This window comes from Paraglaciecola sp. QJM3NY_14 (genome assembly GCF_056173245.1).
Window position 1 is genome coordinate 259,719 of record NZ_CM149664.1, and the last position, 23,053, is coordinate 282,771.

A 23,053-nucleotide genomic window follows, 5' to 3' on the forward strand; every position below is an offset into this window, starting at 1 on the left:
ATCAAATTTCAAGCGGCATCTGAATACAAAAATGCGCTTAATTTTTATATCAGGAAAAACAGGCTGACGGCACCTATAGTCACAAGCACGCCACCGACGCTACGTAATTGATTTACAGGCTGTTCTAACATTTGTTGCAGGTAATTCCGCCATTTATTCGGAAACAACATAGGGCCGATGCCTTCGAGGATCAGGACTAATGCGAAGGCAATAAGGAGTGTATGCAACATAAAAACGCTCTAAAACGAAACAGGCGGCATATGATATAGCAAATTGATCCCTCACCCTAATGGGCTAATGCATGGCTGTTTACCAGTGTTAACTCAAAGCTAAAGCAGGTGCCTTTGCCAAGTTTGCTTTCAACCGTTAAGTCTGAATTGAGCAGCGCCATTAGTTTTTGACAAATGGCTAAGCCTAAACCAGCGTGGCTGCAGGTGTCTTTTTCGGTGTTACTTGCTTGGTATCGCGCATCAAAAATAAAAGCGATTTCTTTGTCACTGATACCAACGCCAGTATCGCGAATATCCACCCTGAGTTTGTCGTTGTGTATCGCAACAGCTAAATCTATTTTGCCTTGTTCAGGGGTATGGCGAATGGCGTTTGCGATTAGGTTGGTCAGCACCCTTTCCAATTTACCTATGTCTGCAAACACGTGATACTCGAAATGATTAGGAATGACGCGGATCTTTATGTTTTTGCTTTGCGCTTCTAAGGCGAACTTGGCCGCCACATCATGAAGTAGCTCCCCAAGAGGGAATGGCTCTTGATGCAAGGTGACTTGCCCGCCTTCTAAATAAGCGAGCTCGAATATTTGGTCAATAAGGTGTTTAAGGTTTTTAGCATTTTTAAGGGACACATCAACGAAATGCTCTCGGTCTTGTTTGGATAAGCTTTCACCATTTAACGCTAGGGTTTCAATATAACCCTGCAAACTGGCCAGCGGTGTGCGCAAATCATGGGATAAATCGGCTAAAAGTACACGGCGCTGGGTGTCTATTTTGCTTAGCTGTTCGAACTGGTTATCGATATGCGTCAGCATATCGGTGAATGCACAGCCGAGTCGGTCAACTTCGTTGTGGCTGTTTTTATTCCACACGGCTAAATCCCGGGGTACCTGTTCACGATGAAAATCAGCTTCACGCACCTTTTCCATGTCGTCACTTAGGCGCCTCAATGGCGTGGTAAAATACTTGAACATGACCAGCAATGCGATTAGCAACAGCATTAAACCGACCACCAAGAATATAGCAATTTCACGCATGCTTTGGCTGTTCTTTAAACTCGCCAGAATGGAGTCATAACGCTCGCCGCCAATGATGACATACAAATAACCTTGTAGTTTGTCATCGTTATAGACAGGTGCAGCGGAGAAAATTTTATGACGCCCAAGTTGCCTAGGATCATCTCCTTCAACAGGAAAGCTCCGATTGTCGCCAATCAAATGCTTAATCGGGGCAATATCCACTGATGTGGCTTTTACTTTGCCAGGTTTCGCCGAATAGGTGAGTATTTTCCCTTGCGGGTCTAGGTAGTAAAACTCAAAGTTTGGCCCCAGTATCATCAGAGAATGGAAGAGGTTTCCTAACGCGTCATAGTCATATACGCCTTCTTTTAGCAGTGGGTTGTCGCGCACTAGGTGCTCGGCCAAGCCTATGTGTAGTTTTTGTTCTGCTTCTTGTTGGGTTAGTTTTTGCAATTCATTAGTGGAGTAAAAGCAGGCAATCATGACCAGCATAAATACCGCCACCAGTGAAATTGCTAAGCGTTGATAGAAGCAGATTTTCATTAGCCTGATACCCCTTGAGGATTAAATTTGTAGCCCACGCCCCAGACGGTTTGCACAATTTTAGGAGAGGTGGCATCGTTTTCCAGCTTGGCCCGCAGTCGATTGATATGAGAGTTGACCGTATGCTCATAGCCGCTATGGTGATAACCCCATACCGATTCTAATAATTGGCTTCGGCTAAACACTTGGCCAGGGTGGCTGGCGAGATGATGCAGTAGTTCAAACTCGGTGGCGGTTAGTACCAGTTCTTGCTCTGCTAAAAATACCTGATGGGTTTTTTGGTCTATTCGTAAATCACCTGTATTTAACGCTTCATCAGGTTGCTGTGACGGTACGTGAGACTGGCGCAAAGCGTGCACTTTACGTAACTGTGAACGCACCCTGGCTTGTAGCTCGCGCACGCTGAACGGCTTTGTCATGTAATCATCTGCGCCTAACTCTAATCCCAGTACCCTATCGGTTTCAGAGTTTTTTGAGGTCAGCATGATGATGATTTGCATCGGGCGTTCATCACGAATTTTACGACAAATATCTAAGCCGCTCATGTTGGGTAGCATGACGTCTAGTAAAATAACGTCATACTCGTTACTTAGTGCTTGGTGTAGCGCAGTTTCGCCGTCGACCTGATGATCTATTTCAACACCAAGTTCGAGTAAATTAACTCGTATTAGGTTGGCTATATCAAGGTCGTCTTCAACAATGAGGATGCTATCTGTCATAGGGAGTACCACTATTTAAAAACATATAGAGCGATAAAAAAGCGCTTATCTTTCATTCGATCAGCGCTTTTTATTTTAAACACCTATCTCCTCACGTTATTTTTGTTATTCCGTTCGCGTAATGCGCACTCGAATGACAGGGTTGTCGAACTTGTGTTCAACCGTTAAAGCTGAGGTACTTAAGCCATCGTCAACACTAACCACACCTGGATGCATGGAGATAAAGCCAGTGTCATCACGGGTAGGGTTAAAGCCTTCACCGCTTGCAGCTGGGCCTGGCACAGTTGCTGCACTTTCGGTGTTTTTCTCAGTGCCTGCATCATATGCAGGGCGGTTGCTTGTCCAGCTGTCACCTACCTCCAATTGAGACAAATCCCATGCATTTAAGCCGGTAAATGCATCATTGGTATTGCCTAGCATTGCCGCGATAGTCAACTTAGCATCAGTGATGTCTTGGATGGTGACACTGATAGTTTGCTGGTCGCCAGGCATAATTGGGCCTTCGCCACCGGCACTTGTCATCCCTAGGGTGAGGAATGACTCAGAGTCGCCGACTTCTGCGATTCGCTCTAACTCAACAGAAGGTACCTGACCTACTGCCCATAAATTGCCATCGGCGTGAAGAACAATCGCGGGAGGTGATACAGGTTGTCCGTTGGTTAGGTTGATAACCGTTACATCGTAGCTCACGTCAACGGGCGTAGGCACCGGTGCGGGGACTTCAACTTCAACAATCACTTCTTTGGTGTCGTCGCCACAGGCGCTCAATGCTAAGGGCAGCGCCAGTAGAAGTGCTTTCTTATAATGTTTGATTAAATTTGGCATAACAGTCTCCTTATCTGACGGTTACTGTTACTTTTGCGACCGGGTTCAACCAACGGTGCACGCTATTGTTTACATCGCTTGTGCCATCGGTCATTGAATCGTCACCAATGTTACCGCGGTGAATATGCACAGTAGCATTGGTATCGGCACCAGCTACTCCGCTACCGCCCGTGCCAAGTAACGGGTCTAACGGTGGTGGAACAGGCATGCCTGGCATACCTGGTGCGCCGCTGCCGCGTAGTTCGTCATTGGCTTCTGTACCCGCATCATATGCATTTAGAAATACAGTATAAGTGCCTGCTTCGGTTGGGATTTCCCAATTATCGAGCCCCACGAAGCCATCGTTAGAAGGTAAAACCATGGCCACCACAGACAACATGACGTTACCGTCTGTGGTCATAACATCCCCAGAGGCACTCATTGTTGGGGCAAGTAATCCGCCTGCAGGGTTGGCAATCATGTCAGCACTAGCAGCGGTAGCGACTGTGGTGATTCCGTCGATGCTGCCGCCCTCAGCCATCATCTGTAATTCTGTACTGGCGGCTTCGCCTACTTCAAACAAGCTGACATCTGGGGTATGAACAACTGCCGCTATGGGAGTGAAATATAAACCGTGGGTTAAATTTTGTACTTCGACACTGATGTCGGCGGCCAAGCTTTGTTGGCTTGATAACGCTAGCATTGCTGCCGCAGATAGAATAGTTGTGCGCTTCATGATCGTTCCTCAATAGTGAATTTGTGTTAATGCACAATCAATATTGCGAGGTAAATATCCCGAAAGTATCACGGAAAAAACACGATTTTGTTCTACTGGTCAAACAATGGATATTTCTTAAAAAAGGCAAATTGAGGTGGGTTAGAAGGGCAAAAGATGCCCCTACATGTGACTGAATAACGGTTTACGATTGACGGGGAATTGCCGGTTCAGGCTCTGTTGTTGGGGTTAATTTAGCAGGCGCTCCCTCAGGAGACTGCGCTGGTGACGACGGAGGAACCGCGGGGGTGTCCAGTTTAGGCGTTGGCACTACAGGCTTAAGTTTGGGTTTAACTTTGATTGACTTCTTCATTTGTTTTCTAACGGGAATTTTCTTCGCTTTGTCCAATTGGATACTGTAACCATTACCACCAATGCCATTAAAGACCTCGTCAGTGAAAATAATGGTATTGTTGTCAGCAGCAAATGTCACGGCTTCCTTTTGCGTGACTATGCCTAAATCAATTTGATAAGCGTCGCCAGAAAAGAAGTCATCGCCTTTCCAATTTTCGAACAACCACAAACGCTCTGAATCGAGCAATACCAGTTTGGTGCGGTCTGGGCTAAGCGCAGCTGACGTCACCCAGCACAGTTCTTTTATGATGGTACAGGTCGAAAATTCATTAATGTATTCTGCGTCAAAATTCGCTGCGTGATCCCCAATTTTGTAAATGCGTGTTTTCCCGTCAAAAGGGCTCGTACGATTTTTGGTGAACAGATACAAATTGCGCTTAAAATAGATAAAGGCTTCAACATCGTAATGTACATTTTTACGCGGTTTTTCACCTTTTATGGCCTTGAATTTGGGGTAGGTAAACTTAATGATTTCGGCAGTGGTGGTATCTCCTTTTATGTCGATAGGATTTTCAATTTTGTAGATGGTTAACCATTCGCGATCATTGTGGTTGTTGCCAAAATCACCAATAAAAAAGTGGCCAAAATAGTCCTGGGTCATGTCTTCCCAGTCAGAATTTTTGGCATTAGTGATTTTGATGCTACGGACGATGTCACCTGTATCGCCAAGTTGATACAAGCGCGGCTCATCTCCGCCATCATTAATTGCCCACAAACGCTGCCTTTTATCGAACTCAATACCGGAAATTTCTTTTAAGCGGCTATCAAAACTGATGAATTTAACACTATTGAGCAACCACACGCGGTAACCTTGCACTGCAATGAATATGGCTGTGGTCGCCAATACGAGATAAGTAATGGATTTTTTGGTCAGCATGAAAAATAGTAGAGTTTGAGTGTTGGGCTAAGTATACCGCTATAGGCCCAAAAAAGGTGCCTATATTGCTTAGCAAAGTGCAAAAAAGTGTTACTTGCTAGTGACACCTTTTGAAAGCCGTGATTAAGTGGCTAATATGTCGTTAAACTGCGACAGAATCTGACTATATTAGGCGGTGTTAAAGTAAATCTAAGTTATTGAAAATTATGATTTTTAAAAGACACTATTTGAGCTGTTAATTATTTTCAATATCAAGGTTAAATTTTCTTGACGAGATTTGAAATTGGGCGTAAAAATCCGCCGATTGCAGACAAAAATTGCTGCAAGAAATAAGCGTTTCTATCGCCGTAAGGCATCCTTATTTTGGTGAGGAATTTATGAAATTTTTACTAGGATTGATGTTATCACTGACATTGTTCGGTGCGGTTGCTGATGAAGGCGACGTTGCCGATGCAGCATTGATTGCAGAGTTAAAACAGTATTGTAATGACATAGCTGAAGAAGACGGTACAGGCGGACAAAACCTAAATACGTTTTTGCTTGAATGTGTAAACAACGAGCTGACAAATGAAGGTTACCAAAAAGTAGAAAAAATCTAAGCTAATCCTTGGCAAATAACATATTAGCCACGTCATAAGACGTGGCTATCTAGTTGCTGCGTTATCTCATTATTCTTGTCGCTGTTTATCCTTTCGCCAGTACCGCTAGCATACGCAAAAAGCCTGCAACAGAAGACAATGGCGCGGACTCCTGCATGGTGTGGTAGCCCGAAGATGGAATTTGTAAGGTTGTGCCGTCTACCAGGCCATTAGAAGCAGAGATTATTCGGCCTAACTCCGTGGCACCGAGGGAATAAGGAGCGTCGCCATTGGCGATGAGCTTAGCATTTTGCGCTTCTACGTAGGTGTCTTTAAATTGATAACTCAGGCCCAAATTTTGACATTCAGCCATCAAACGTTCGGTTAAACGCGGGTTAAACACAGCATTGGCGTCTTTGTGGCGCAATATAAGGTTCTGCTGTGCTGCACTAGGTAAATCCGGGTAGGGGCTGGTATCAACGACAATTAACTGATTAGTCGAGCCGCCGAAACGTCTGAACCATTCCAATAAATAACGCCAACTTTTTCCGGCTTCTTCTTGAGCTGTAAAAAAAGCGGTTCCTTGGAATCCACCTTCGAATAAATGCACAAGAGCAGCTGTGGTCAATATATTATCGAGTTGGCCTACTAGCGCTTGATCTGTAATGCTGAGTTTGTCAGTAAACGCCACAGGTGTGCCCGCGACAACGTGTTCTAAGCCATCGACTTCAAAAATTAGGTTATTGCGATTCTCACAGATATAGGCTCCTTTGATGGTGCCGCGCCCACGATATGCACCGGACCAAGGCTCGTAAGCATAAACCGATTCATCATCGAAACGGTCGACTATTTTACGCATCAAGCTCTCGCTGACAGAGTTGCCTAGCAAGTCAGAGCGAGCACCCGCCACAAAAGCAGCGTACTGGAATTCATTTGGGCCAGTGCAGACTAAACCATGGCGGTCAATATGCGCCGAAAACATCATGCTATCCGGGGCGTTGCCCTGAGCCACAAGCAAGCCTTCATACCAAGTCACTTTTGCACCTCGTTCTTCTAATTCGCGTTGCAACACGCGAAAAAATGAATGCTCTGCGCCGACCACACTGGGGCTGCGCATTAGGCTGCTGAGCAATTCAATAAAACTGGCTGGCAAATCGACTTGGGCAAAAGGGTGGGGCATAACGTACGACCTGATTTTGGTTTGCCTGTAGGGCAACTAAATGAATAAGGTTGCGTTATACCATGTTAATTGCTCAATGGATTATTTATCTGAGACCCAGTCCATTTGAAAACCCGCTCGGCGTTTTTTGTCGAGGATCTCTTCTAATAAAGGCGTGAGGATGAGCTCCATGGCCAAGCCCATTTTACCACCTGGCACCACTAAGGTGTTGATACGAGACATAAAAGCACCGTCGATCATCTGCAGTAAGTAGGGGTAATTAACGGTTTTCATTTCTCGGCGAAAACGCACAACAACAAAGCTCTCGTCTTGGCTGGGAATCTCCCGGGCGCTAAAGGGGTTTGAAGTATCAACTGTTGGTACACGTTGAAAATTTACATGGGTACGAGAAAACTGCGGTGTAATATATTGAAAGTAATCGTCTAGGCTGCGCACTATGCTGCTCATGACGGCTTCTCGTGAATGACCACGCTCTGCGGTATCGCGCACTATTTTCTGGATCCATTCTAAATTTACGATGGGCACCATGCCGACCAATAAGTCTACGTGGGTTGCAACGTCGGCCTCTTCCGTGACTACGCCACCATGTAAGCCTTCATAAAATAACACGTCGGTATTGGTTGGCAGTTCTTGCCACGGCGTAAAGGTACCCGGCATTTGATTAAACGGCACCGCTTCGTCAAACGAATGCAAATAGTGGCGGTGTTTGCCTTTACCCGTTTCAGCATATTCACTGAACAATTGTTCGAGCATCACGAAATCATTGGCTTTGGGGCCAAAATAGCTAATGTGTCGCCCTTGTTCTTGGGCTTTACGAATTTCGACTTCCATCTCTGGGCGTGTAAAACGGTGAAAGCTATCGCCAGCCACAACAGCAGCATTCACCGACAAATTACGAAAGATATGGCGGATCGCATTGGTGGTTGAAGTGGTGCCAGCCCCAGAAGAACCAGTGATTGCAATAATTGGGTGTTTTACAGACATGTAGGTTTCTTGATGGAAAAAATGAGTACCATTTAAATGCAAGCGGCTAGTTAGGGTCAAGCGCTATTCTTATTTAGTTATAAATACTGGCGTTGCATAAGACAGGGTTTGCCTTGTGCGAAAGCGAGCTAGGCGTATGTCAACGCGAGTTAGTACGTGGTGTTTTTTTCACATAGATTGTTTTGCTAGGTTGAGCAGTTCAAATAAACTAACGGATTGCGTCACGACTAAAAATGTAACACTACATCGCTACATGGCTGATGTGACGTGCGTCACGGGACAAACTTTGTAACAAACCAAAATGCTGCAAATCCAGAGGATGCTTTGGAATTTCAGCGCTTTACCTTATAGTGGCTGTAATGTGATAAAGGGATCCGATGATGGGACAAGAAACCACAAAAATTTTAGTAGTAGACGATGATATGCGTTTACGCAGCTTGCTTGAACGCTATTTGGTCGAGCAGGGTTATCAGGTGCGAGCGGCTGCCAATGCAGAACAAATGGATCGCATGCTAGAACGTGAGAATTTCCATTTAATGGTACTTGATTTGATGTTGCCTGGGGAAGATGGCTTGTCTATTTGCCGCCGCTTACGTCAAAAAGAAAATGAAATTCCTATTGTGATGCTAACGGCCAAAGGCGATGAGGTTGATCGTATTATCGGTCTTGAAATGGGCGCAGATGATTATTTACCCAAGCCCTTCAACCCTCGAGAGTTATTGGCTCGGGTGAAAGCGGTGTTACGCCGAAAAGTCGTTGAAGCACCTGGTGCGCCGTCTCACGCTGAGCAAATTGTTGAGTTTGGCAAGTTCAAATTGAATTTGGGCACGCGTGAAATGTCGAGTGAAGGTACGCCAATGACATTGACCAGTGGCGAGTTCGCTGTGCTTAAGTCTTTGGTCACTCATCCTCGCGAGCCGTTATCGCGGGATAAATTAATGAACTTAGCGCGTGGCCGTGATTACAGTGCACTCGAGCGTAGCATCGACGTGCAAGTATCTCGTTTACGCCGCATGCTTGAAGAAGATCCTGCAAACCCGCGTTACATTCAGACCGTGTGGGGCCTAGGTTACGTTTTTGTACCAGACGGTGGTGGAGCCTAGCCGTCGCTAGCGTAGTTAATAGAACGTGAGATTCCTTCCTAAAAGTGCTTTCGGGCAAACGGTACTGCTGATTGGTATGTTGTTGCTGATCAATCAAGTGGTATCGTATCTGTCTGTGACCTACTACTTCATCCGCCCCAGTTACCAGCAAATCAATAATTTGTTGGCCACCCAGATCAACCTCGTCTTTATCGAAGAAATCGACCATAAAGATCCCGAGCTGCATAAACGCTTTTTTGCCGCGACTGGCATGCGCTTATTGAGTAATGAAAAAGCGCAAGAGGAAGGGGTAGAGCAGGCGATTTATTATCCTTATTTGTCGCGCCAAATGAGTTTGAAACTCGGCGGCGAAGCGGAAGTACGTATTACTCAGGGGAATCCGTATTTGGTCTGGGTTAAACCGCCACAAGATCCTAGCGTCTGGGTCACTATTCCCATGCTAAGCCACGGTGAGTCAGATATTTCGCCATTGACCATTTACTTGCTGGTGATCGGTATTTTGAGTGTCGCGGGCGGTTGGATATTCGTGCGCAGGCTGAATAAACCATTACAAGCCTTGCAACATGCGGCTATTGAAGTAGGGCGAGGAAATATACCGCCGCCGCTCGAAGCGCAAGGCTCAACTGAATTAATGGCTGTTACTCAGGCATTTAATCAAATGGCCAAGGGAATAAAGCAACTTGAAGATGACAGGGCGCTGTTAACGGCCGGTATCTCTCATGATTTACGCACACCCTTGACCCGCATTCGTTTAGCCACCGAAATGCTCCCTGAAGCCCAAGATTGGCTAAAAGAGGGCATAGTGAACGACATTGAAGACATGAACGAAATTATTGATCAGTTCATTAATTATGTGCGTCAAGATCAACAAGAAAGCATGGTTGGCGTGGACGTCAACGATCTTATCCGTGATGCAGTTCAAGTACGCAACATTGAAGAGCACCACAATATCCACTTACACCTAAAACCTATTCCTACCGCTTGTATGCGCAGGGTCGCGCTTAAGCGGGTGTTAGATAATCTGATTGAAAATGCTTTTCGCTATGGTAGCGAAGACATTGAAATTCGCTCTGGTTACGATAAGGCGCGTAATTTGCTGTTTTTCTCGATCCGAGATTTCGGCCCAGGTATTCCTGATACGCAAATCGAAGGTTTGTTCAAACCTTTCACTCAAGGCGATAAGGCCAGAGGCAGTTTGGGCTCAGGGTTAGGGCTTGCCATTATCAAGCGAATTGTCGATATGCACAGCGGCGAAGTGACATTAAAAAACCACCCTGAAGGTGGTTTGATCGCCAGTATTTTTATTCCCCACACTTGCCCTTAACGAACAAGGGCAAGTAGGGTTTACGCTTGTAAGCCTGATTGCTTGGGCTTGCAATTATTGGTCGTTTTGAGTGTCCATCGCAAACGTGCCCGCGTGAATTGCGTGTACGTCAATTTCATCAAAGCGATACTCACGATGACAATATTGGCAGTTCATTTTGATAGCGCCTTCAGTGGCAACAATATCCAATAATTCTGCTTTTTCCACTGCAGCTAATGCATTCGCGCTACGTTCTCGGCTGCAACTGCATTTAAAAATAATGTCAGCTGGCGGGTAAACCTCAATCTCTTCCTGATGGTAAAGGCGATAAAGAATATCTTCAGCGGGTAAGCTAAACAGTTCTTCATTTTTAATGGTTTCAGTCAGCTTCGCTAAATGCTCGAATCCGGTGTCGGTGGTTGCTGTCGCCTGACTGCTGGTGGGCAGAATTTGCAAGAACATGCCACAGGCCTTTGCTCCGCTATCCGTTTGCTGGGTACGCAAAATGACTTTGGTCGCAAGTTGCTCTGATTGTTGAAAATAGCTCTCAATGCATTCTGCTAAGGTCGGTTTATCTAGCGCCACCATTCCTTGATAACGCTCACCGTCTTCAGGGGTGATAGTGATCACTAAAATACCTTTTGTAAACAGCTGACTAAAGTCAGTAGGTAATTCAGCCAACGACTCATCCCATCGCGCTACGCCGCGTAACTGTTGATCATGAGTACCGTTGATAACGGCGTAGTTTACCGGGCCATCGCTTTGTAATTGCAGGGCAATATCCCCTTCAAATTTCAATGTGGCAGTCAGTAGTGATGTGGCTGCCATTAATTCACCAAGTAGTTTCTGGATGACAGGTGGGTAAGCGTAAGAATCCAAAATAGATTGGTAGCTGTTTTCTAATCTAACGAGCTCACCACGCACATGAGCTTGATTGAAAAGGTAACGATGCAATTGGTCAAAAGACATAATAATTTCTCTATGTAGCAGCTTTTCGCTGATTACTGGTGTTTAAGTTGGATAATTTGTCGGCGTTGTTTCTTGTCAGGGCGCTGATCAGGCTTGGGGCTATGAAAAGCACTTAACTTTCGCATCTCAGCATTTTTTTCACGTTGTGCGAGGCTTTCCGGGGTTTCCTCGAACATCCGCTGGGCTAACGGAGCAGAACGACGATGTTCGACTAATTCTACCACGATGATCTCTTTTACATCGTATCCTTGGGGAACTTTTATTGTAACTTTGAGCTCTACCGCCTTGCTAGGTTTACACCGTTGGCCATTGTAACTGACCTTGCCTGACATCACTGCTTCTCTGGCGAGAGCACGTGTTTTAAAAAAGCGCGCAGCCCAAAGCCATTTATCTAAGCGAACACTTTGTTCTGTAAAAGAATTTTTGCTGTTTTGCATGTTGTTTGGCATAAAGAGTGGCCGATATGTAATATTTTCGTAACGAATGCTTAATAGAGTTGTGACCCCGATGGCGACTCGTTATCATTGGTGGAAAGAAAATTAAAAATAATAATAAAATATAAGTGGTTTATGTTACGCCCACAGCCCCTAAAAGGAAAATTTAACCGATGAAAACTGTGCTTGTCACAGGCGCTAACCGTGGTTTGGGTTTAGGGCTATGCCAGCAATATTTTTCACAAGGGGATGTGGTTATCGGCGTCTGCCGTGCAAGTGCTGATCAAACAGACTTACTCGCGTTAAAAGCGCAAAATGAAGATAGGATGCACATCATGCACGCTGATCTTCATTCACAGGCGTCAATCGAGCAGTTGGCAGAGCGTGTGCAAGATCAGTTCAAAATTGATGTGCTGATTAATAATGCCGGTGTGAGCGCCAACGAACCCCTAGGTGAATGGACGCAGACAGCCTTTATGGATAATTTTCTGGTTAACAGTGTGGCGCCCAGCTTAATGTGCCAAGCATTGCACGATACGTTAACCTCACAAGCGCGCGTTATTCAGTTATCCTCAGGGGTTGCCTCTATCGCCCAAAGTGACAAGTTTGCTCAAGCACCGTTAGACGCTTACGCCATGAGTAAGGCGGCGTTGAATATGTTTACGCGTCGTTTTGCAATCCAGCATCAGGCTAGCCAGCAAGTTATTTGCGCGCTAAGCCCAGGTTGGGTTCAAACTGATATGGGTGGACAAGATGCAACAAGTACAGTACAAAATGCGTCGCGAAAAATAGTTACCTTAATTGAGCGGTTAACCATAGCGGATACCGGTCATTTTTTTGATGAAAATGGGGTGCAGCTCCCTTGGTGAAGCATTTAGTTTATGCTCGTCTGAGTATTGCTCAGACGACGATTTATAAGATTCAACAACGAGAAAAGAACTATCACTAACTATAATTTCAATCACTTGTGGCTAAGCTTAATTAAGTACCAGCAGCTGATAAATCGCGTTGTTGTGGCGGTATTAGTGATTTTCATATTAGCCTATTTAGCCGAGTTGACCTGGCGCTTATGGCCCAAAAGCGAATTGGCACATAATGATGCGCCATTTACGCGTCTTGCCCCGATAGCCTCAGGCAATAATTCCACTCTCAATTTAAACGCCGTAAAACGACTTAATTTATTTGGCGATTTTCAAGCCTCTCCTGTGGCTGAGCAAACCGTTACTGATGCACCTGAAACAAAATTAAACCTGACATTGACTGGTGTAGTCACCAGCTCAGTGCAAGAGCAAGGTGCCGCTATTATTGAAAACCGAGGTAGTCAAGACACCTACGGCCTAGGCGAAAAGATCATTGGCACCAATGCTACGTTACGCGAAGTGTTTCGTGACCGAGTCATTATCCGTAATGGTGTGGTAAATGAGACCCTTATGTTAGATGGTGTTGATTTTGATGAAGCCAATAAAAAACGCACGAGTACACCTCGTCGCCCTGCACCTGCAATTTCTCCCTCGCCGATACAAGATAACGTGATTACTTTATCTGATGACGTGATAGATGCCACGCGTATGCTTCAGCAGCAACCTGCTAATTTTACTGAGTTTATCTCGGTCGCTCCCCATAGCGCCGATGGTGAGTTACAAGGCTATCGCGTCAGTCCAGGTAAAAAGCCTGCGCTGTTTAAAGCGGCAGGTTTGCAAAGTGGTGATGTCATTACTGATATCAATGGTTTGAATTTAACCGATCCTCAGCAAGCTGTTGAGGCCATGGGCGAATTGCGCGGTGCGCAATCCTTACAAATTACCGTCAGCCGAGACAACGATTTGCTGACCTTGTTTTTAGAATTACCCGATGCGGAACAGGAATAACTAGAATGAATTTTATCCAGCGAACAAGCCGTAATATTTTACCCAGCTTGTGCCTTATTATTGGGGCCGCATTTTTCTCTGCGTCAACTTTTGTAGCAGCCAACGAATACTCACCTAACTTTAAAAATACTGATATCGGTGAATTCATTAATATTGTGGGTAAAAACCTCAAAAAGACCATCATTGTTGACCCCAATGTGCGCGGCAAAATATCTGTTCGCAGTTACGATCTGTTAAACGAGGAACAGTATTACCAATTCTTTTTAAACGTGTTGCAAGTGTATGGCTATGCCGTGGTTGAAATGCCGACGGGTATAGTCAAAGTGGTACGTTCAAAAGACGCAAAAACGTCAAACTTGCCCGTTGTTGAGGGCACACCGTTCGACGGTGATGAAATGATCACCCGAGTAATGCCGGTATATAACGTACCGGTACGTGAACTTGCTCCTATTTTGCGTCAGCTAAATGACCAAGCAGGTGGCGGCAACGTTGTCAGCCATGATGCATCAAACGTAATGATGCTTACGGGGCGAGCAGCAGTGGTAAATCGGTTGGTGGAAATCATTGAGCGGGTAGATAAAGCCGGCGATGAAGAAGTGGAAATCGTTAAGCTAAAATTCGCGTCGGCCACGGAATTAGTGCGCATTATCGAGAGTATTAATAAAACTACGGGAAAAGCCAGCGCAAGTGGCAAAGACGCTCCTCGCGTAGTGGCGGATGACAGAACAAACAGTATTATGGTCAGTGGTGATATCAAAGCGCGCCAGCGAATCGTGAATTTGATTGAACGCATGGATCAAGAATTAGAAACCAGCGGCAATACGCGAGTTATCTTCCTCAAATATTCCAAAGCAGAAGAACTCGTCAAAGTATTGCAAGGGGTTAGCGCCAGCATTCAAGCCGAAGAGCAAGGAGCGGCGAAATCAACCAGTAAAGCGGCGCGTGATATCAGCATTGAAGCCCACGAAGATTCCAATGCCCTCGTTATCACCGCCCAGCCAGATATGATGCGTTCATTAGAAGACGTTATCCGCCAACTAGATATCCGCCGCGCACAAGTACAAGTGGAAGCGATAATTGTTGAAGTGTTTGAAGGCGACGGCACCACGGTTGGTGTGCAATGGGCAAGTGAAAAATACGGTGCGCAGCAGTTTAGCAATGGTAACGTGGTAGGCATTGGCTCATTAGCCGTGGCCGCAGAACAAGCAGAAGATACAACGACAACCACAGTTGGTTTTGATGATGATGGCGACCCGTACTCATTTGATGAAACAACAGAAGGAGACTACACCGCCCTTGCTTCACTGCTTGGTGGCGTAAATGGTTTCTTGGTGGGGGCAGTAAAAGATGGTTGGGGCGCAGTGCTGCAAGCGGTAAGCACAGATACTAACTCTAACGTACTGTCTACCCCGCATTTAACGACCCTTGATAATGAAGAGGCCTTCTTTATTGTGGGTCAAGAAGTACCGATTATCACAGGCTCCACAACCGGTTCGAATAACACCAACCCATTTCAGTCTGTAGAGCGTCAAGAAATAGGTATTAAGCTTAAAGTTACCCCACAAATCAACGAAGGTAACGCAGTACAACTGCTTATAGAGCAAGAGGTATCAAGTATTAGCGGCGCAACCTCAGTGGATATTCTGATCAACAAACGTGAGATCAAAACCACCGTTATAGTGGACGATGGAGGCACGATTGTACTGGGTGGATTAATTGATGATGATGTGCAAGAGAGCGTGTCTAAGGTGCCTATTTTGGGTGATATCCCTTATCTTGGAAACTTGTTTAAGTCGACCACTACCAGTAAATCTAAACGTAATTTGATGGTGTTTATTCGTCCTACGATTATTCGCGATGGGGTAACAGCCAGCGATATTAGTCGTAAAAAGTACAATTACATTCGCGCCGAGCAGCTTAAGCGCCAGTCAGAGGGCATCCCGTTAATGCCATTTTCTGAAAACCCAGCGTTACCAGAATGGGACGATGGCTTAGCTTTGCCGCCTTCCTATGGCGAGTATATGGAAAAAAGAGAGCAATCTGAAAAAGCCGCGCAGCAAAAGGATGATGAGTAGCCATGAGCTCTGATTCAACGATCACAGAGTCAATAAGTACTGTGGAAGCCGAAGAGCAGGCCCTCGTTGCTGCGGGCACAGATGTAGATGCCCCCATAGAAGATGCTGAACACAAGCAGCTTGCGTTCAGTTTTGCTAAGCGCCATAAAGTGCTGCTAGAAACCGCGGAAACGCCTGCACTGCTTTATCATACCAATGAGACAGACTTTGCTATTTTTGCTGAAGTCAGGCGCTTTTTGGGGCAGCCTTTTCAATTGCGAGAAATTGAAAGCGGCCAGTTTGAAACGTTACTGACCAGCGCATTTCAGCGCGACTCGTCAGCGGCTAAACAGCTAATGGAAGATATTGGCAATGAAAGTGATTTATTTGCGCTTGCCGAAGAGTTACCTGACACAGAAGATTTGTTAGAAAGTGAAGATGATGCACCGATCATCAAATTGATTAACGCCATGTTGGGCGAAGCCATCAAAGAAGGCGCATCTGATATTCATATTGAAACCTTTGAAACCCAGTTGTTGGTGCGCTTCAGGGTTGACGGTGTATTACGAGAAATTTTAAAACCGAATCGTAAGATGGCTTCAATGTTGGTGTCTCGTATTAAGGTTATGTCGAAAATGGACATTGCCGAGAAGCGTGTTCCCCAAGATGGACGCATTACCTTACGCATTGCCGGTCGAGCGGTTGATGTGCGGGTATCGACCATGCCATCAAGCCACGGTGAGCGCGTGGTGCTGCGTTTGCTTGATAAGAATAATGTACGCTTGAATCTTGAAGATCTAGGGATGACCAAAGTTAACCGCGGGCATTTCTCCGGTCTTATTCGCAAGCCCCATGGCATTATTTTGGTGACTGGCCCTACAGGTTCAGGTAAATCTACAACCTTGTATGCCGGTTTAAGCGAGATTAACTCAAAAGATCGTAATATTCTTACCGTTGAAGACCCAATAGAATTTGATTTACAAGGTATAGGGCAAACCCAAGTCAATGCTAAAGTCGACATGACATTCGCACGAGGCTTGAGGGCGATTTTACGTCAGGATCCTGATGTGGTTATGGTTGGGGAAATCCGAGACTTAGAAACCGCGCAAATTGGTGTGCAAGCCAGTTTAACAGGCCATTTGGTGATGTCGACACTGCATACCAATACCGCTGCAGGGGCGATTACGCGCTTGGAAGATATGGGCATAGAGCCATTCTTGTTGTCGTCTAGTTTATTGGCTGTTTTATCACAGCGCTTAGTAAGAACCTTGTGCCCACAATGTAAAACCACCCACGAACCTAGCGCCCAAGAGTGCAGTATTTTAGGTGTGGCTATTGGCAGCGAAGCCAGTCATCAGGTGTGTCGACCTAAAGGTTGCGCGGCGTGCAACCATACTGGTTATCGCGGGCGTACCGGTATTCACGAATTATTGATTGTCGATGAAGGCATACGCGAGCTGATCCATAACGGTCACGGCGAGCAAGCTATTGAAAAATACATACGTCAAAATACGCCTAGCATTCGTGATGATGGTTGTCGAAAAGTCTTGAGCGGAGAAACTTCACTAGAAGAAGTCCTGCGTGTAACGCGAGAAGACTAGAATGGCAGCGTTTGCATATAAAGCGATTGATAAAAGCGGTAAAAATAAAAGTGGCGTACTAGAAGGTGACAATGCTCGCCAAATACGTCAGCAACTGCGTGAAAAGCAACTTATTCCGCTAGAAGTCGAACAAGTCGCGGAAAAGGAGCGCCAGTCCGCCAAACAGTTTTCATTGTTCAAACCGAAAATTTCTGCCTCTGATTTAGCCTTGCTAACGCGTCAGTTAGCGACTTTGGTAGAGTCCTCTTTGCCCATTGAAGAAGCGTTAATGGCTGTGGCGCAGCAATCTGAAAAACCTCGCCAGAAAAACATGATGATGGCGGTACGCAGTAAAGTGGTAGAGGGATACAACTTAGCGGATGCCATGGCGGAATTCCCTCACGTATTTGATGAGCTGTTCAGAGCTATGGTCGCAGCGGGTGAAAAGTCTGGCCACTTAGATACGGTGCTTAATCGCTTAGCGGATTACACTGAGAAGCGTCAACAAACCCGCAGCCAAATAACCCAAGCCATGGTTTACCCCACGCTTATGATGTTTTTTGCCATGGGAATAGTGATCTTATTACTCACAGTGGTGGTGCCGAAAATTGTCGGCCAATTTGATCACATGGGGCAAGATTTACCCACCATTACTAAGGTGCTGATCAGCGTCAGTGAATGGATGCAAAACTACGGTTTGCTATTGATTGTGGTCTTTGCATTGGCGGCTGTTGTTCTAAGTCGCGTGCTGCAACAACCTGCGATGAAAAAACGCTACCATCATTTTATTCTAGGTTTACCCTTATTGGGAAAGGTCTCTAAAGGGTTAAATACTGCACGTTTTGCTCGAACATTAAGTATTCTGACCTCTAGCTCGGTGCCTTTACTTGAGAGCATGAAAATTTCCAGTGATGTGTTGGCGAACTTGTACATTCGAGACGAGGTCAAAGGTGCATCAGTCAATGTAAAAGAAGGTTCAAGCCTGCGTGCGGCTCTAGAGCGTACCAAAATGTTTCCACCCATGATGATGCATATGATTGCATCGGGGGAGCGCAGTGGTGAGCTGACGCAAATGTTAGGGCGCGCAGCGGACAACCAAGACAGAGAGTTTGAATCCTTGGTTGGGGTATCTTTGAAAGTGTTCGAGCCTCTTTTAATTGTCTCTATGGCGGGTATTGTGCTGTTTATCGTAATGGCCATTCTGCAACCTATTTTAGCTTTAAACAACATGGTGAATCTTTAATGAAAACGTTACAACGTACACAGCGCGGCTTTAGCTTGATTGAAGTCATGGTGGTTCTACTAATTATCGGCATTATGGCATCGATGATTGCCCCGTCTATTTTAGGTAATCAAGAACAAGCGCAACTGAAAAAAGCGGCAGTGGATATTCAGCAGCTTGAAAGCGCACTAGAAATGTACAAGCTGCGTAATAACGTGTTTCCTACCAGTGAACAAGGCCTTGATGCCCTAGTTACCATTCCTACCATCGATCCCATCCCTCGTAATTATCAAGACGGTGGATTCATCAAGCGTCTACCTGAGGACCCTTGGGGCAATCCCTATCAGCTAATTAGCCCAGGGGAAGTCGGGGTGATTGATATTTTCTCAAATGGACCTGATGGCGAAGCCGGCACTGATGATGATATTGGTAACTGGAACCTTAATGACTATTTAGGCTAGCTTGCAGGTGCCCAGAGAGCTTCATACAAAACGAACAGCATTATGACTCGCATACAACGTGGTTTCACCTTATTAGAGGTGATGTTGGTGTTAGTTATTATGGGGCTTTTGGCGGGCACTGTGGTGTTCAATATCAGTGGTCAAAGTGGGCAAGACAGGCTTAAACAGCAAGTACAACGCTTTCAAGTCGTGTTTAGTATGGCCTCAGATTACGCAGTGCTGAACCAACAACAGCTTGGTTTGTATGTAGATGAAGACAAAAGCCAATACAGCTTTGTGATGTTGGATGAGGAGCAAAACTGGCAGCTTATATCTGGTGATAAAACCTTTGAAGCGCATACCTTGCCTGATGAGTTCACCTTTGAATTAGCGTTAAACGATCTGCCTTGGGATACTGACGACAGCTTGTTTAATGAGTCATCTATCGATGCTGAATTGTCTTTCAGTGATGATGAAATAAGTATCGGTGATGAAGAAGAGAAAAAATTGCCGCCTCCTCAAGTGTTTTTATTGTCCAGCGGTGATATCACCCCGTTTTCATTGGCATTTTCCTTTGAGCCTGATTTTTCGTCTGAAGCTGCCAGTTATTTTCGAGTGAATGTACAAGATTCTCTGCCGGTTTCGGTAGAAGGGCCGTTGGAAAATTTATGAGGTCAGTTGCCAGAGACTGCCATCAAAAGGGTATGACACTGCTAGAGGTGATGGTTGCCTTAGTGATTTTTGCCATGACAGCCACCGCCATAATGAAGGCCGCGAGTGATCACCTGGGCAGTATTGGCCAAATTGAAGAAATTACCTTTGCTACTTGGGTGGCGAATAATCGCCTGACACAATTACAGTTATCGAGCCAGTGGCCCCCAAAAGATAATGCCAAGGGGGAGCAAACCATGGCAGACCGCACATGGTATTGGCAGCAAAAAGTCACCAAAACGAATGATAGCGAGCTTATGTCGGTGGAGGTGAGCGTTGCCCTTGACGCGAAGTTATCTGCGCCAATCACATCTGTGGTGACCTTTGTGGCTAAGCGAGATGAAGATGTGTAAGCCAGCTCTCGCCCCTACTTGCCAACTTGTTTCACCTGCAGGATGTTTAATAACTTCAGTAAAGCGTAGGGCAGAGCACGGCTTCACCTTGTTAGAGATTCTTATTGCCATGGCGATTTTTACCTTAATTGGTATCGCCAGCACAGGTGTACTGACAAGCGTAATCGATAGCGATGAGCTCTCCACGGAACGTTTTGAGAAACTACAAACATTGCAGCGAGCAATGCTGACACTTGAGCGTGATATATTACAGGCTGTTGCGCGTCCCGTTAGAGTGGAGGGCGAAGCGAATGAGCGCGTCATGCTAGGTGGTGACGGGGTGTTAGACAGCTATCATGACGGGTTAGTTTTTGTGCATGGCGGCTGGCATAATCCGCAGCTACGCTTGCCTCGTAGCACATTACAAGGTGTGGGTTATCGGGTGCAGGAGCGCCAATTACAGCGTTTGTACGGCAACTATGTGGATAATGTTATTGGCTACGAGCCCAAAGTGAAAGTGCTACTCGAGAACATTGATGATTTTAAAGTGTATTTTATACCGGTTGATGAGGATGAGGAGGGCGACTCTGCGTGGCAAGATGATTACAGCGATGAGGTTTTGCCTAAGGCTGTCGCCATAGAAATTACCAGTCAAGACTTTGGGCTAATTCGCCGTGAGTTTTTGTTATCAGGCGCGAGTTCATGAGGTTGAGCGTTGCAACTGTAAAGCACCAAAAAGGCGTCGCGCTGATTATTGTATTGCTGATTGTTGCCCTAGTAAGTGTATTAGCAACGCAAATGGGCTCAAGGTTACAGCTACAAGTAAAACGCGCATCGAATATCAAGGACAATAACCAAGCTTACTGGTATGCCATGGGGGCTGAACAATACGCGCAAAAGTCGATAAAGTTCCTACTTGAGAATAGCGACGGAGTGATTCATCTAGACCAGCAGTGGTCAGAGCCTTTCGTTTACCCACTTGAAGGTGGGGGAATACAAGCTCAGCTATTTGATATGCAGAGCTGTTTTAATATTAATAGCCTACAAGCAAGTGCGCAAAACAGTACAGGCTCTGATTCAAATTCAGGTGTCAGCGAGCGTCAGTTGGCCTTTAAGCGTTTAATGACCAACATTAATGCTGATATCAGTACCTATGACATTGATACCTTTAGTGATTCGCTCGTCGACTGGCTCGATGCGGACAGCCAGATGAGTCAACAGGGCGCAGAAGATAGCGAGTATGAATCTCGTCAGTTTCCCTATCTTGCGGCAAACAGTTTAATGGCGCATAAATCAGAATTACGTTTAGTTAATGGCGTCAGTAACGAATGGTTAGACGATATTTTAGAGCAGGTTTGCGTGATACCAGGTGATGATCAATTAAAAATCAATGTGAATACGATAAATGAAGACAGCGTGGTGGTACTAGCTGCTTTAACGGGTCTAGATGAGTCAGGTGCACAAGATGTTATCTCCAATCGCCCAAATGATGGTTATAAAACCAAAGATGACTTTTTGGCCGTGAATACGGTGTCAGCTTTAAACATGCCTACCGAGAGAGAAGATTGGTTTGATGTCACCACGCAGCACTTCTTATTGAAGGTGAAGACTACGTATAATAACGCCACATTTTCCATGGTCACCGTATTCACCGTAGATGACAGCCAGAACGTGAGCATACTGCGAAGAGAGTTTGGCATACAATGATAAACGCTAAAAATGAAAATCCACCGGCAGTGAACAGTGGGGACAACGAAATGTGTATTGACCAAAGCAGGCTAGCATAATGGAACAGTTAATAGTTAGATTGGGTTCGAATGATGACGATGTTATCCATTGGATTGTCTGCTCTTCCAATGAGGATGACGTCATAGCCAGCGGTGAACTTCCCGGTGTAGCGCATTTATCGTCTTTAAAAGACCGAGCGGGGCAACGTCCCATCACAGTACTGGTACCGACTAGCGATGTATTACTCAAATGGGTCACGCTTCCTAGTAAAGTCGGGCGCAAAGCACTATCGGCTATCCCGTTTATGCTCGAGGATGAAATCAGCGGCGATATTGACAGCCAGTTTTTCGCGCTCGGTGGGCGTAAAGACAACCAACAAGCAGTTGCTGTGGTGAGTAAAATACGACTGCAAGCGTGGCGAACTCAATTGGCTGATGCAGGTTTGCATTGTGAGCGAATTGTGCCAGACATTTTGGCCGTGCCTGAACCTACATCTGGCTGGGCAGTGCTCGAATTGGGTGAGCAATTACTTATTCGACAAGATCAGTGGGCGGGTATTCAAGGTGAGAAAAACTGGTTGGTTCAGGCCATTAACCATCACGCAAAGCAGCAACCAATTCCCTTGTCGCTGGACAACTTCAGTCGTTTGTCTTCGCAAGAATTAAATAACGTGCTGCTGCAAGAGCAGCACGTTGATATGCCGATGAAAATACTGGCAAGTGGTTTACAAACAACGCAGTTCAACTTGCTGCAAGGTGAATTTAAATCGCGTAAAAAGCAAGGCGGGGAGTTCAAGAAATGGCGTTTAGCCGCGGTATTGGCCATTGTCGCGCTGTGCACAACGTTGATTGACAAGGTTGCTTTACAGCAGCAATTAAGTAGCGAAAGAGCGCTGGTTTCCAGTCAGATAAAGGCGGAATTTACGCGAGCCTTCCCAAACGCAGGGGCTTATCGTGATGTTCGTGCAACTATGCGCGCCAAGTTAGCCGCGCTTGAGCAAGGCACAGGTGGCTCATCTATGCTGGTGATGATGGACCAGCTTGCAAATGCCTTTGCTAAAAGCCAAGTAAAGCCCTCTAGCGTAAAGTTCGATGCATCAAGAAGAGAACTACGTATGCAAGCGATGGCAGCTAACTTCGAGTCTTTAGAGCTGTTCAAGCGTTTAGCCGAAGCGCAAGGTTTTGAAGTAGAGCAGGGCGCCATCAATAACCGCAACGATCTGGTTTACGGCTCATTGTTGGTAAGGAGTTAA

24 protein-coding genes are annotated in these 23,053 nt (G+C 45.7%); 14 read left to right on the plus strand and 10 right to left on the minus strand.

Features of this window, described 5'->3' with window-relative positions:
* Nucleotides 1-44: 44 nt before the first annotated feature.
* From AC0VYA_RS01075 to AC0VYA_RS01100, 6 genes are all read right to left on the minus strand, one after another.
* The gene (locus AC0VYA_RS01075) at nucleotides 45-230 is read right to left on the minus strand and encodes a DUF2065 domain-containing protein (RefSeq protein WP_011573152.1); all 186 of its coding nucleotides are present in this window, start codon (nucleotides 228-230) and stop codon (nucleotides 45-47) included.
* A gap of 56 nt (nucleotides 231-286) precedes the next feature.
* Nucleotides 287-1,786 carry a sensor histidine kinase gene (locus AC0VYA_RS01080; protein WP_475489786.1) on the minus strand — a complete coding sequence of 500 codons (1,500 nt, stop codon included), beginning with the start codon at nucleotides 1,784-1,786 and terminating at the stop codon, nucleotides 287-289.
* Nucleotides 1,786-2,505: a winged helix-turn-helix domain-containing protein gene (locus AC0VYA_RS01085; protein ID WP_475489787.1), complete on the minus strand. Its 720-nt coding sequence runs from the start codon at nucleotides 2,503-2,505 to the stop codon at nucleotides 1,786-1,788. Before AC0VYA_RS01085 ends, AC0VYA_RS01080 begins: the two co-directional genes overlap by 1 nt.
* Before the next feature lie 105 nt (nucleotides 2,506-2,610).
* A complete protein-coding gene (locus AC0VYA_RS01090) occupies nucleotides 2,611-3,330 on the minus strand; it encodes a spondin domain-containing protein (protein ID WP_011573155.1) in 720 nt (239 codons plus the stop codon).
* A 10-nt stretch (nucleotides 3,331-3,340) separates the two neighbouring features.
* The gene (locus AC0VYA_RS01095) at nucleotides 3,341-4,045 is read right to left on the minus strand and encodes a spondin domain-containing protein (RefSeq protein ID WP_011573156.1); all 705 of its coding nucleotides are present in this window, start codon (nucleotides 4,043-4,045) and stop codon (nucleotides 3,341-3,343) included.
* Between the two features lie 184 nt (nucleotides 4,046-4,229).
* Entirely contained in the window at nucleotides 4,230-5,315 is a 1,086-nt protein-coding gene (locus AC0VYA_RS01100; RefSeq protein ID WP_011573157.1) for a hypothetical protein, read from the minus strand.
* Between the two features lie 377 nt (nucleotides 5,316-5,692).
* Here AC0VYA_RS01100 and AC0VYA_RS01105 point away from each other — a divergent pair, with 377 nt between their 5' ends.
* Nucleotides 5,693-5,914, plus strand: coding sequence for a hypothetical protein (locus AC0VYA_RS01105; RefSeq protein ID WP_011573158.1), 222 nt, complete (start codon nucleotides 5,693-5,695; stop codon nucleotides 5,912-5,914).
* An 85-nt stretch (nucleotides 5,915-5,999) separates the two neighbouring features.
* On the opposite strand, the gene AC0VYA_RS01110 is transcribed toward AC0VYA_RS01105, so the two are convergent.
* Together AC0VYA_RS01110 and AC0VYA_RS01115 are read right to left on the minus strand one after the other, a co-directional pair.
* Nucleotides 6,000-7,073: a peptidase M42 gene (locus AC0VYA_RS01110; RefSeq protein ID WP_475489788.1), complete on the minus strand. Its 1,074-nt coding sequence runs from the start codon at nucleotides 7,071-7,073 to the stop codon at nucleotides 6,000-6,002.
* Nucleotides 7,074-7,154: 81 nt separating this feature from the next.
* Complete coding sequence (locus AC0VYA_RS01115) at nucleotides 7,155-8,057, minus strand: phosphoribulokinase (RefSeq protein ID WP_011573160.1); 903 nt, start codon at nucleotides 8,055-8,057, stop codon at nucleotides 7,155-7,157.
* Nucleotides 8,058-8,434: 377 nt separating this feature from the next.
* On the opposite strand from AC0VYA_RS01115, the gene ompR reads away from it, so the two are divergent.
* Both ompR and envZ read left to right on the plus strand, forming a co-directional pair.
* A complete protein-coding gene (gene ompR / locus AC0VYA_RS01120; protein ID WP_475489789.1) occupies nucleotides 8,435-9,160 on the plus strand; it encodes an osmolarity response regulator transcription factor OmpR in 726 nt (241 codons plus the stop codon).
* A gap of 25 nt (nucleotides 9,161-9,185) precedes the next feature.
* Nucleotides 9,186-10,484 (plus strand): two-component system sensor histidine kinase EnvZ, encoded by a 1,299-nt coding sequence (envZ, locus tag AC0VYA_RS01125; RefSeq protein WP_011573161.1) that lies wholly within the window; start codon nucleotides 9,186-9,188, stop codon nucleotides 10,482-10,484.
* A gap of 54 nt (nucleotides 10,485-10,538) precedes the next feature.
* On the opposite strand, the gene hslO is transcribed toward envZ, so the two are convergent.
* Together hslO and hslR are read right to left on the minus strand one after the other, a co-directional pair.
* Nucleotides 10,539-11,432, minus strand: coding sequence for an Hsp33 family molecular chaperone HslO (gene hslO / locus AC0VYA_RS01130; RefSeq protein WP_011573162.1), 894 nt, complete (start codon nucleotides 11,430-11,432; stop codon nucleotides 10,539-10,541).
* A gap of 32 nt (nucleotides 11,433-11,464) precedes the next feature.
* Complete coding sequence (gene hslR / locus AC0VYA_RS01135; RefSeq protein ID WP_475489790.1) at nucleotides 11,465-11,881, minus strand: ribosome-associated heat shock protein Hsp15; 417 nt, start codon at nucleotides 11,879-11,881, stop codon at nucleotides 11,465-11,467.
* A gap of 158 nt (nucleotides 11,882-12,039) precedes the next feature.
* Between hslR and AC0VYA_RS01140 the strand changes: the two genes are divergently transcribed.
* The 11 genes from AC0VYA_RS01140 (at nucleotide 12,040) to gspL (ending at nucleotide 23,053) form a co-directional block, all read left to right on the plus strand.
* Nucleotides 12,040-12,735 carry an SDR family NAD(P)-dependent oxidoreductase gene (locus tag AC0VYA_RS01140; protein WP_473477518.1) on the plus strand — a complete coding sequence of 232 codons (696 nt, stop codon included), beginning with the start codon at nucleotides 12,040-12,042 and terminating at the stop codon, nucleotides 12,733-12,735.
* A 96-nt stretch (nucleotides 12,736-12,831) separates the two neighbouring features.
* A complete protein-coding gene (gspC, locus tag AC0VYA_RS01145) occupies nucleotides 12,832-13,734 on the plus strand; it encodes a type II secretion system protein GspC (protein WP_475489791.1) in 903 nt (300 codons plus the stop codon).
* 5 nt (nucleotides 13,735-13,739) lie between these two features.
* A complete protein-coding gene (gene gspD, locus AC0VYA_RS01150; protein WP_475489792.1) occupies nucleotides 13,740-15,809 on the plus strand; it encodes a type II secretion system secretin GspD in 2,070 nt (689 codons plus the stop codon).
* A 2-nt stretch (nucleotides 15,810-15,811) separates the two neighbouring features.
* Nucleotides 15,812-17,389 carry a type II secretion system ATPase GspE gene (gene gspE, locus AC0VYA_RS01155; RefSeq protein WP_011573167.1) on the plus strand — a complete coding sequence of 526 codons (1,578 nt, stop codon included), beginning with the start codon at nucleotides 15,812-15,814 and terminating at the stop codon, nucleotides 17,387-17,389.
* A 1-nt stretch (nucleotide 17,390) separates the two neighbouring features.
* Nucleotides 17,391-18,611, plus strand: coding sequence for a type II secretion system inner membrane protein GspF (gene gspF / locus AC0VYA_RS01160; protein WP_475489793.1), 1,221 nt, complete (start codon nucleotides 17,391-17,393; stop codon nucleotides 18,609-18,611).
* A complete protein-coding gene (gene gspG / locus AC0VYA_RS01165; protein ID WP_006992299.1) occupies nucleotides 18,611-19,051 on the plus strand; it encodes a type II secretion system major pseudopilin GspG in 441 nt (146 codons plus the stop codon). Before gspF ends, gspG begins: the two co-directional genes overlap by 1 nt.
* A 42-nt stretch (nucleotides 19,052-19,093) precedes the next feature.
* The gene (gspH, locus tag AC0VYA_RS01170; RefSeq protein WP_475489794.1) at nucleotides 19,094-19,702 is read left to right on the plus strand and encodes a type II secretion system minor pseudopilin GspH; all 609 of its coding nucleotides are present in this window, start codon (nucleotides 19,094-19,096) and stop codon (nucleotides 19,700-19,702) included.
* A complete protein-coding gene (gspI, locus tag AC0VYA_RS01175) occupies nucleotides 19,699-20,094 on the plus strand; it encodes a type II secretion system minor pseudopilin GspI (RefSeq protein WP_475489795.1) in 396 nt (131 codons plus the stop codon). The genes gspH and gspI overlap by 4 nt, the downstream gene beginning before the upstream one ends.
* Nucleotides 20,087-20,779 (plus strand): type II secretion system minor pseudopilin GspJ, encoded by a 693-nt coding sequence (gspJ, locus tag AC0VYA_RS01180; protein WP_475489796.1) that lies wholly within the window; start codon nucleotides 20,087-20,089, stop codon nucleotides 20,777-20,779. The genes gspI and gspJ overlap by 8 nt, the downstream gene beginning before the upstream one ends.
* Nucleotides 20,776-21,780: a type II secretion system minor pseudopilin GspK gene (gene gspK, locus AC0VYA_RS01185; protein ID WP_475489797.1), complete on the plus strand. Its 1,005-nt coding sequence runs from the start codon at nucleotides 20,776-20,778 to the stop codon at nucleotides 21,778-21,780. The genes gspJ and gspK overlap by 4 nt, the downstream gene beginning before the upstream one ends.
* A 79-nt stretch (nucleotides 21,781-21,859) precedes the next feature.
* Complete coding sequence (gene gspL / locus AC0VYA_RS01190) at nucleotides 21,860-23,053, plus strand: type II secretion system protein GspL (RefSeq protein WP_475489798.1); 1,194 nt, start codon at nucleotides 21,860-21,862, stop codon at nucleotides 23,051-23,053.

Excerpts from the sequence above, each read along its gene's own strand:
- gspE (WP_011573167.1), top strand. The coding sequence starts at position 15,812 with ATGAGCTCTGATTCAACGATCACAGAGTCAATAAGTACTGTGGAAGCC.
- AC0VYA_RS01090 (WP_011573155.1), bottom strand. The coding sequence starts at position 3,330 with ATGCCAAATTTAATCAAACATTATAAGAAAGCACTTCTACTGGCGCTG.
- ompR (WP_475489789.1), top strand. The coding sequence starts at position 8,435 with ATGATGGGACAAGAAACCACAAAAATTTTAGTAGTAGACGATGATATG.
- gspD (WP_475489792.1), top strand. The coding sequence starts at position 13,740 with ATGAATTTTATCCAGCGAACAAGCCGTAATATTTTACCCAGCTTGTGC.
- gspH (WP_475489794.1), top strand. The coding sequence starts at position 19,094 with ATGACTCGCATACAACGTGGTTTCACCTTATTAGAGGTGATGTTGGTG.
- AC0VYA_RS01100 (WP_011573157.1), bottom strand. The coding sequence starts at position 5,315 with ATGCTGACCAAAAAATCCATTACTTATCTCGTATTGGCGACCACAGCC.
- gspL (WP_475489798.1), top strand. The coding sequence starts at position 21,860 with ATGGAACAGTTAATAGTTAGATTGGGTTCGAATGATGACGATGTTATC.
- gspJ (WP_475489796.1), top strand. The coding sequence starts at position 20,087 with ATGTGTAAGCCAGCTCTCGCCCCTACTTGCCAACTTGTTTCACCTGCA.
- gspK (WP_475489797.1), top strand. The coding sequence starts at position 20,776 with ATGAGGTTGAGCGTTGCAACTGTAAAGCACCAAAAAGGCGTCGCGCTG.
- gspI (WP_475489795.1), top strand. The coding sequence starts at position 19,699 with ATGAGGTCAGTTGCCAGAGACTGCCATCAAAAGGGTATGACACTGCTA.
- AC0VYA_RS01140 (WP_473477518.1), top strand. The coding sequence starts at position 12,040 with ATGAAAACTGTGCTTGTCACAGGCGCTAACCGTGGTTTGGGTTTAGGG.
- AC0VYA_RS01080 (WP_475489786.1), bottom strand. The coding sequence starts at position 1,786 with ATGAAAATCTGCTTCTATCAACGCTTAGCAATTTCACTGGTGGCGGTA.
- gspF (WP_475489793.1), top strand. The coding sequence starts at position 17,391 with ATGGCAGCGTTTGCATATAAAGCGATTGATAAAAGCGGTAAAAATAAA.
- hslR (WP_475489790.1), bottom strand. The coding sequence starts at position 11,881 with ATGCCAAACAACATGCAAAACAGCAAAAATTCTTTTACAGAACAAAGT.
- AC0VYA_RS01085 (WP_475489787.1), bottom strand. The coding sequence starts at position 2,505 with ATGACAGATAGCATCCTCATTGTTGAAGACGACCTTGATATAGCCAAC.
- AC0VYA_RS01075 (WP_011573152.1), bottom strand. The coding sequence starts at position 230 with ATGTTGCATACACTCCTTATTGCCTTCGCATTAGTCCTGATCCTCGAA.
- hslO (WP_011573162.1), bottom strand. The coding sequence starts at position 11,432 with ATGTCTTTTGACCAATTGCATCGTTACCTTTTCAATCAAGCTCATGTG.
- AC0VYA_RS01110 (WP_475489788.1), bottom strand. The coding sequence starts at position 7,073 with ATGCCCCACCCTTTTGCCCAAGTCGATTTGCCAGCCAGTTTTATTGAA.
- gspG (WP_006992299.1), top strand. The coding sequence starts at position 18,611 with ATGAAAACGTTACAACGTACACAGCGCGGCTTTAGCTTGATTGAAGTC.
- AC0VYA_RS01115 (WP_011573160.1), bottom strand. The coding sequence starts at position 8,057 with ATGTCTGTAAAACACCCAATTATTGCAATCACTGGTTCTTCTGGGGCT.
- AC0VYA_RS01095 (WP_011573156.1), bottom strand. The coding sequence starts at position 4,045 with ATGAAGCGCACAACTATTCTATCTGCGGCAGCAATGCTAGCGTTATCA.
- AC0VYA_RS01105 (WP_011573158.1), top strand. The coding sequence starts at position 5,693 with ATGAAATTTTTACTAGGATTGATGTTATCACTGACATTGTTCGGTGCG.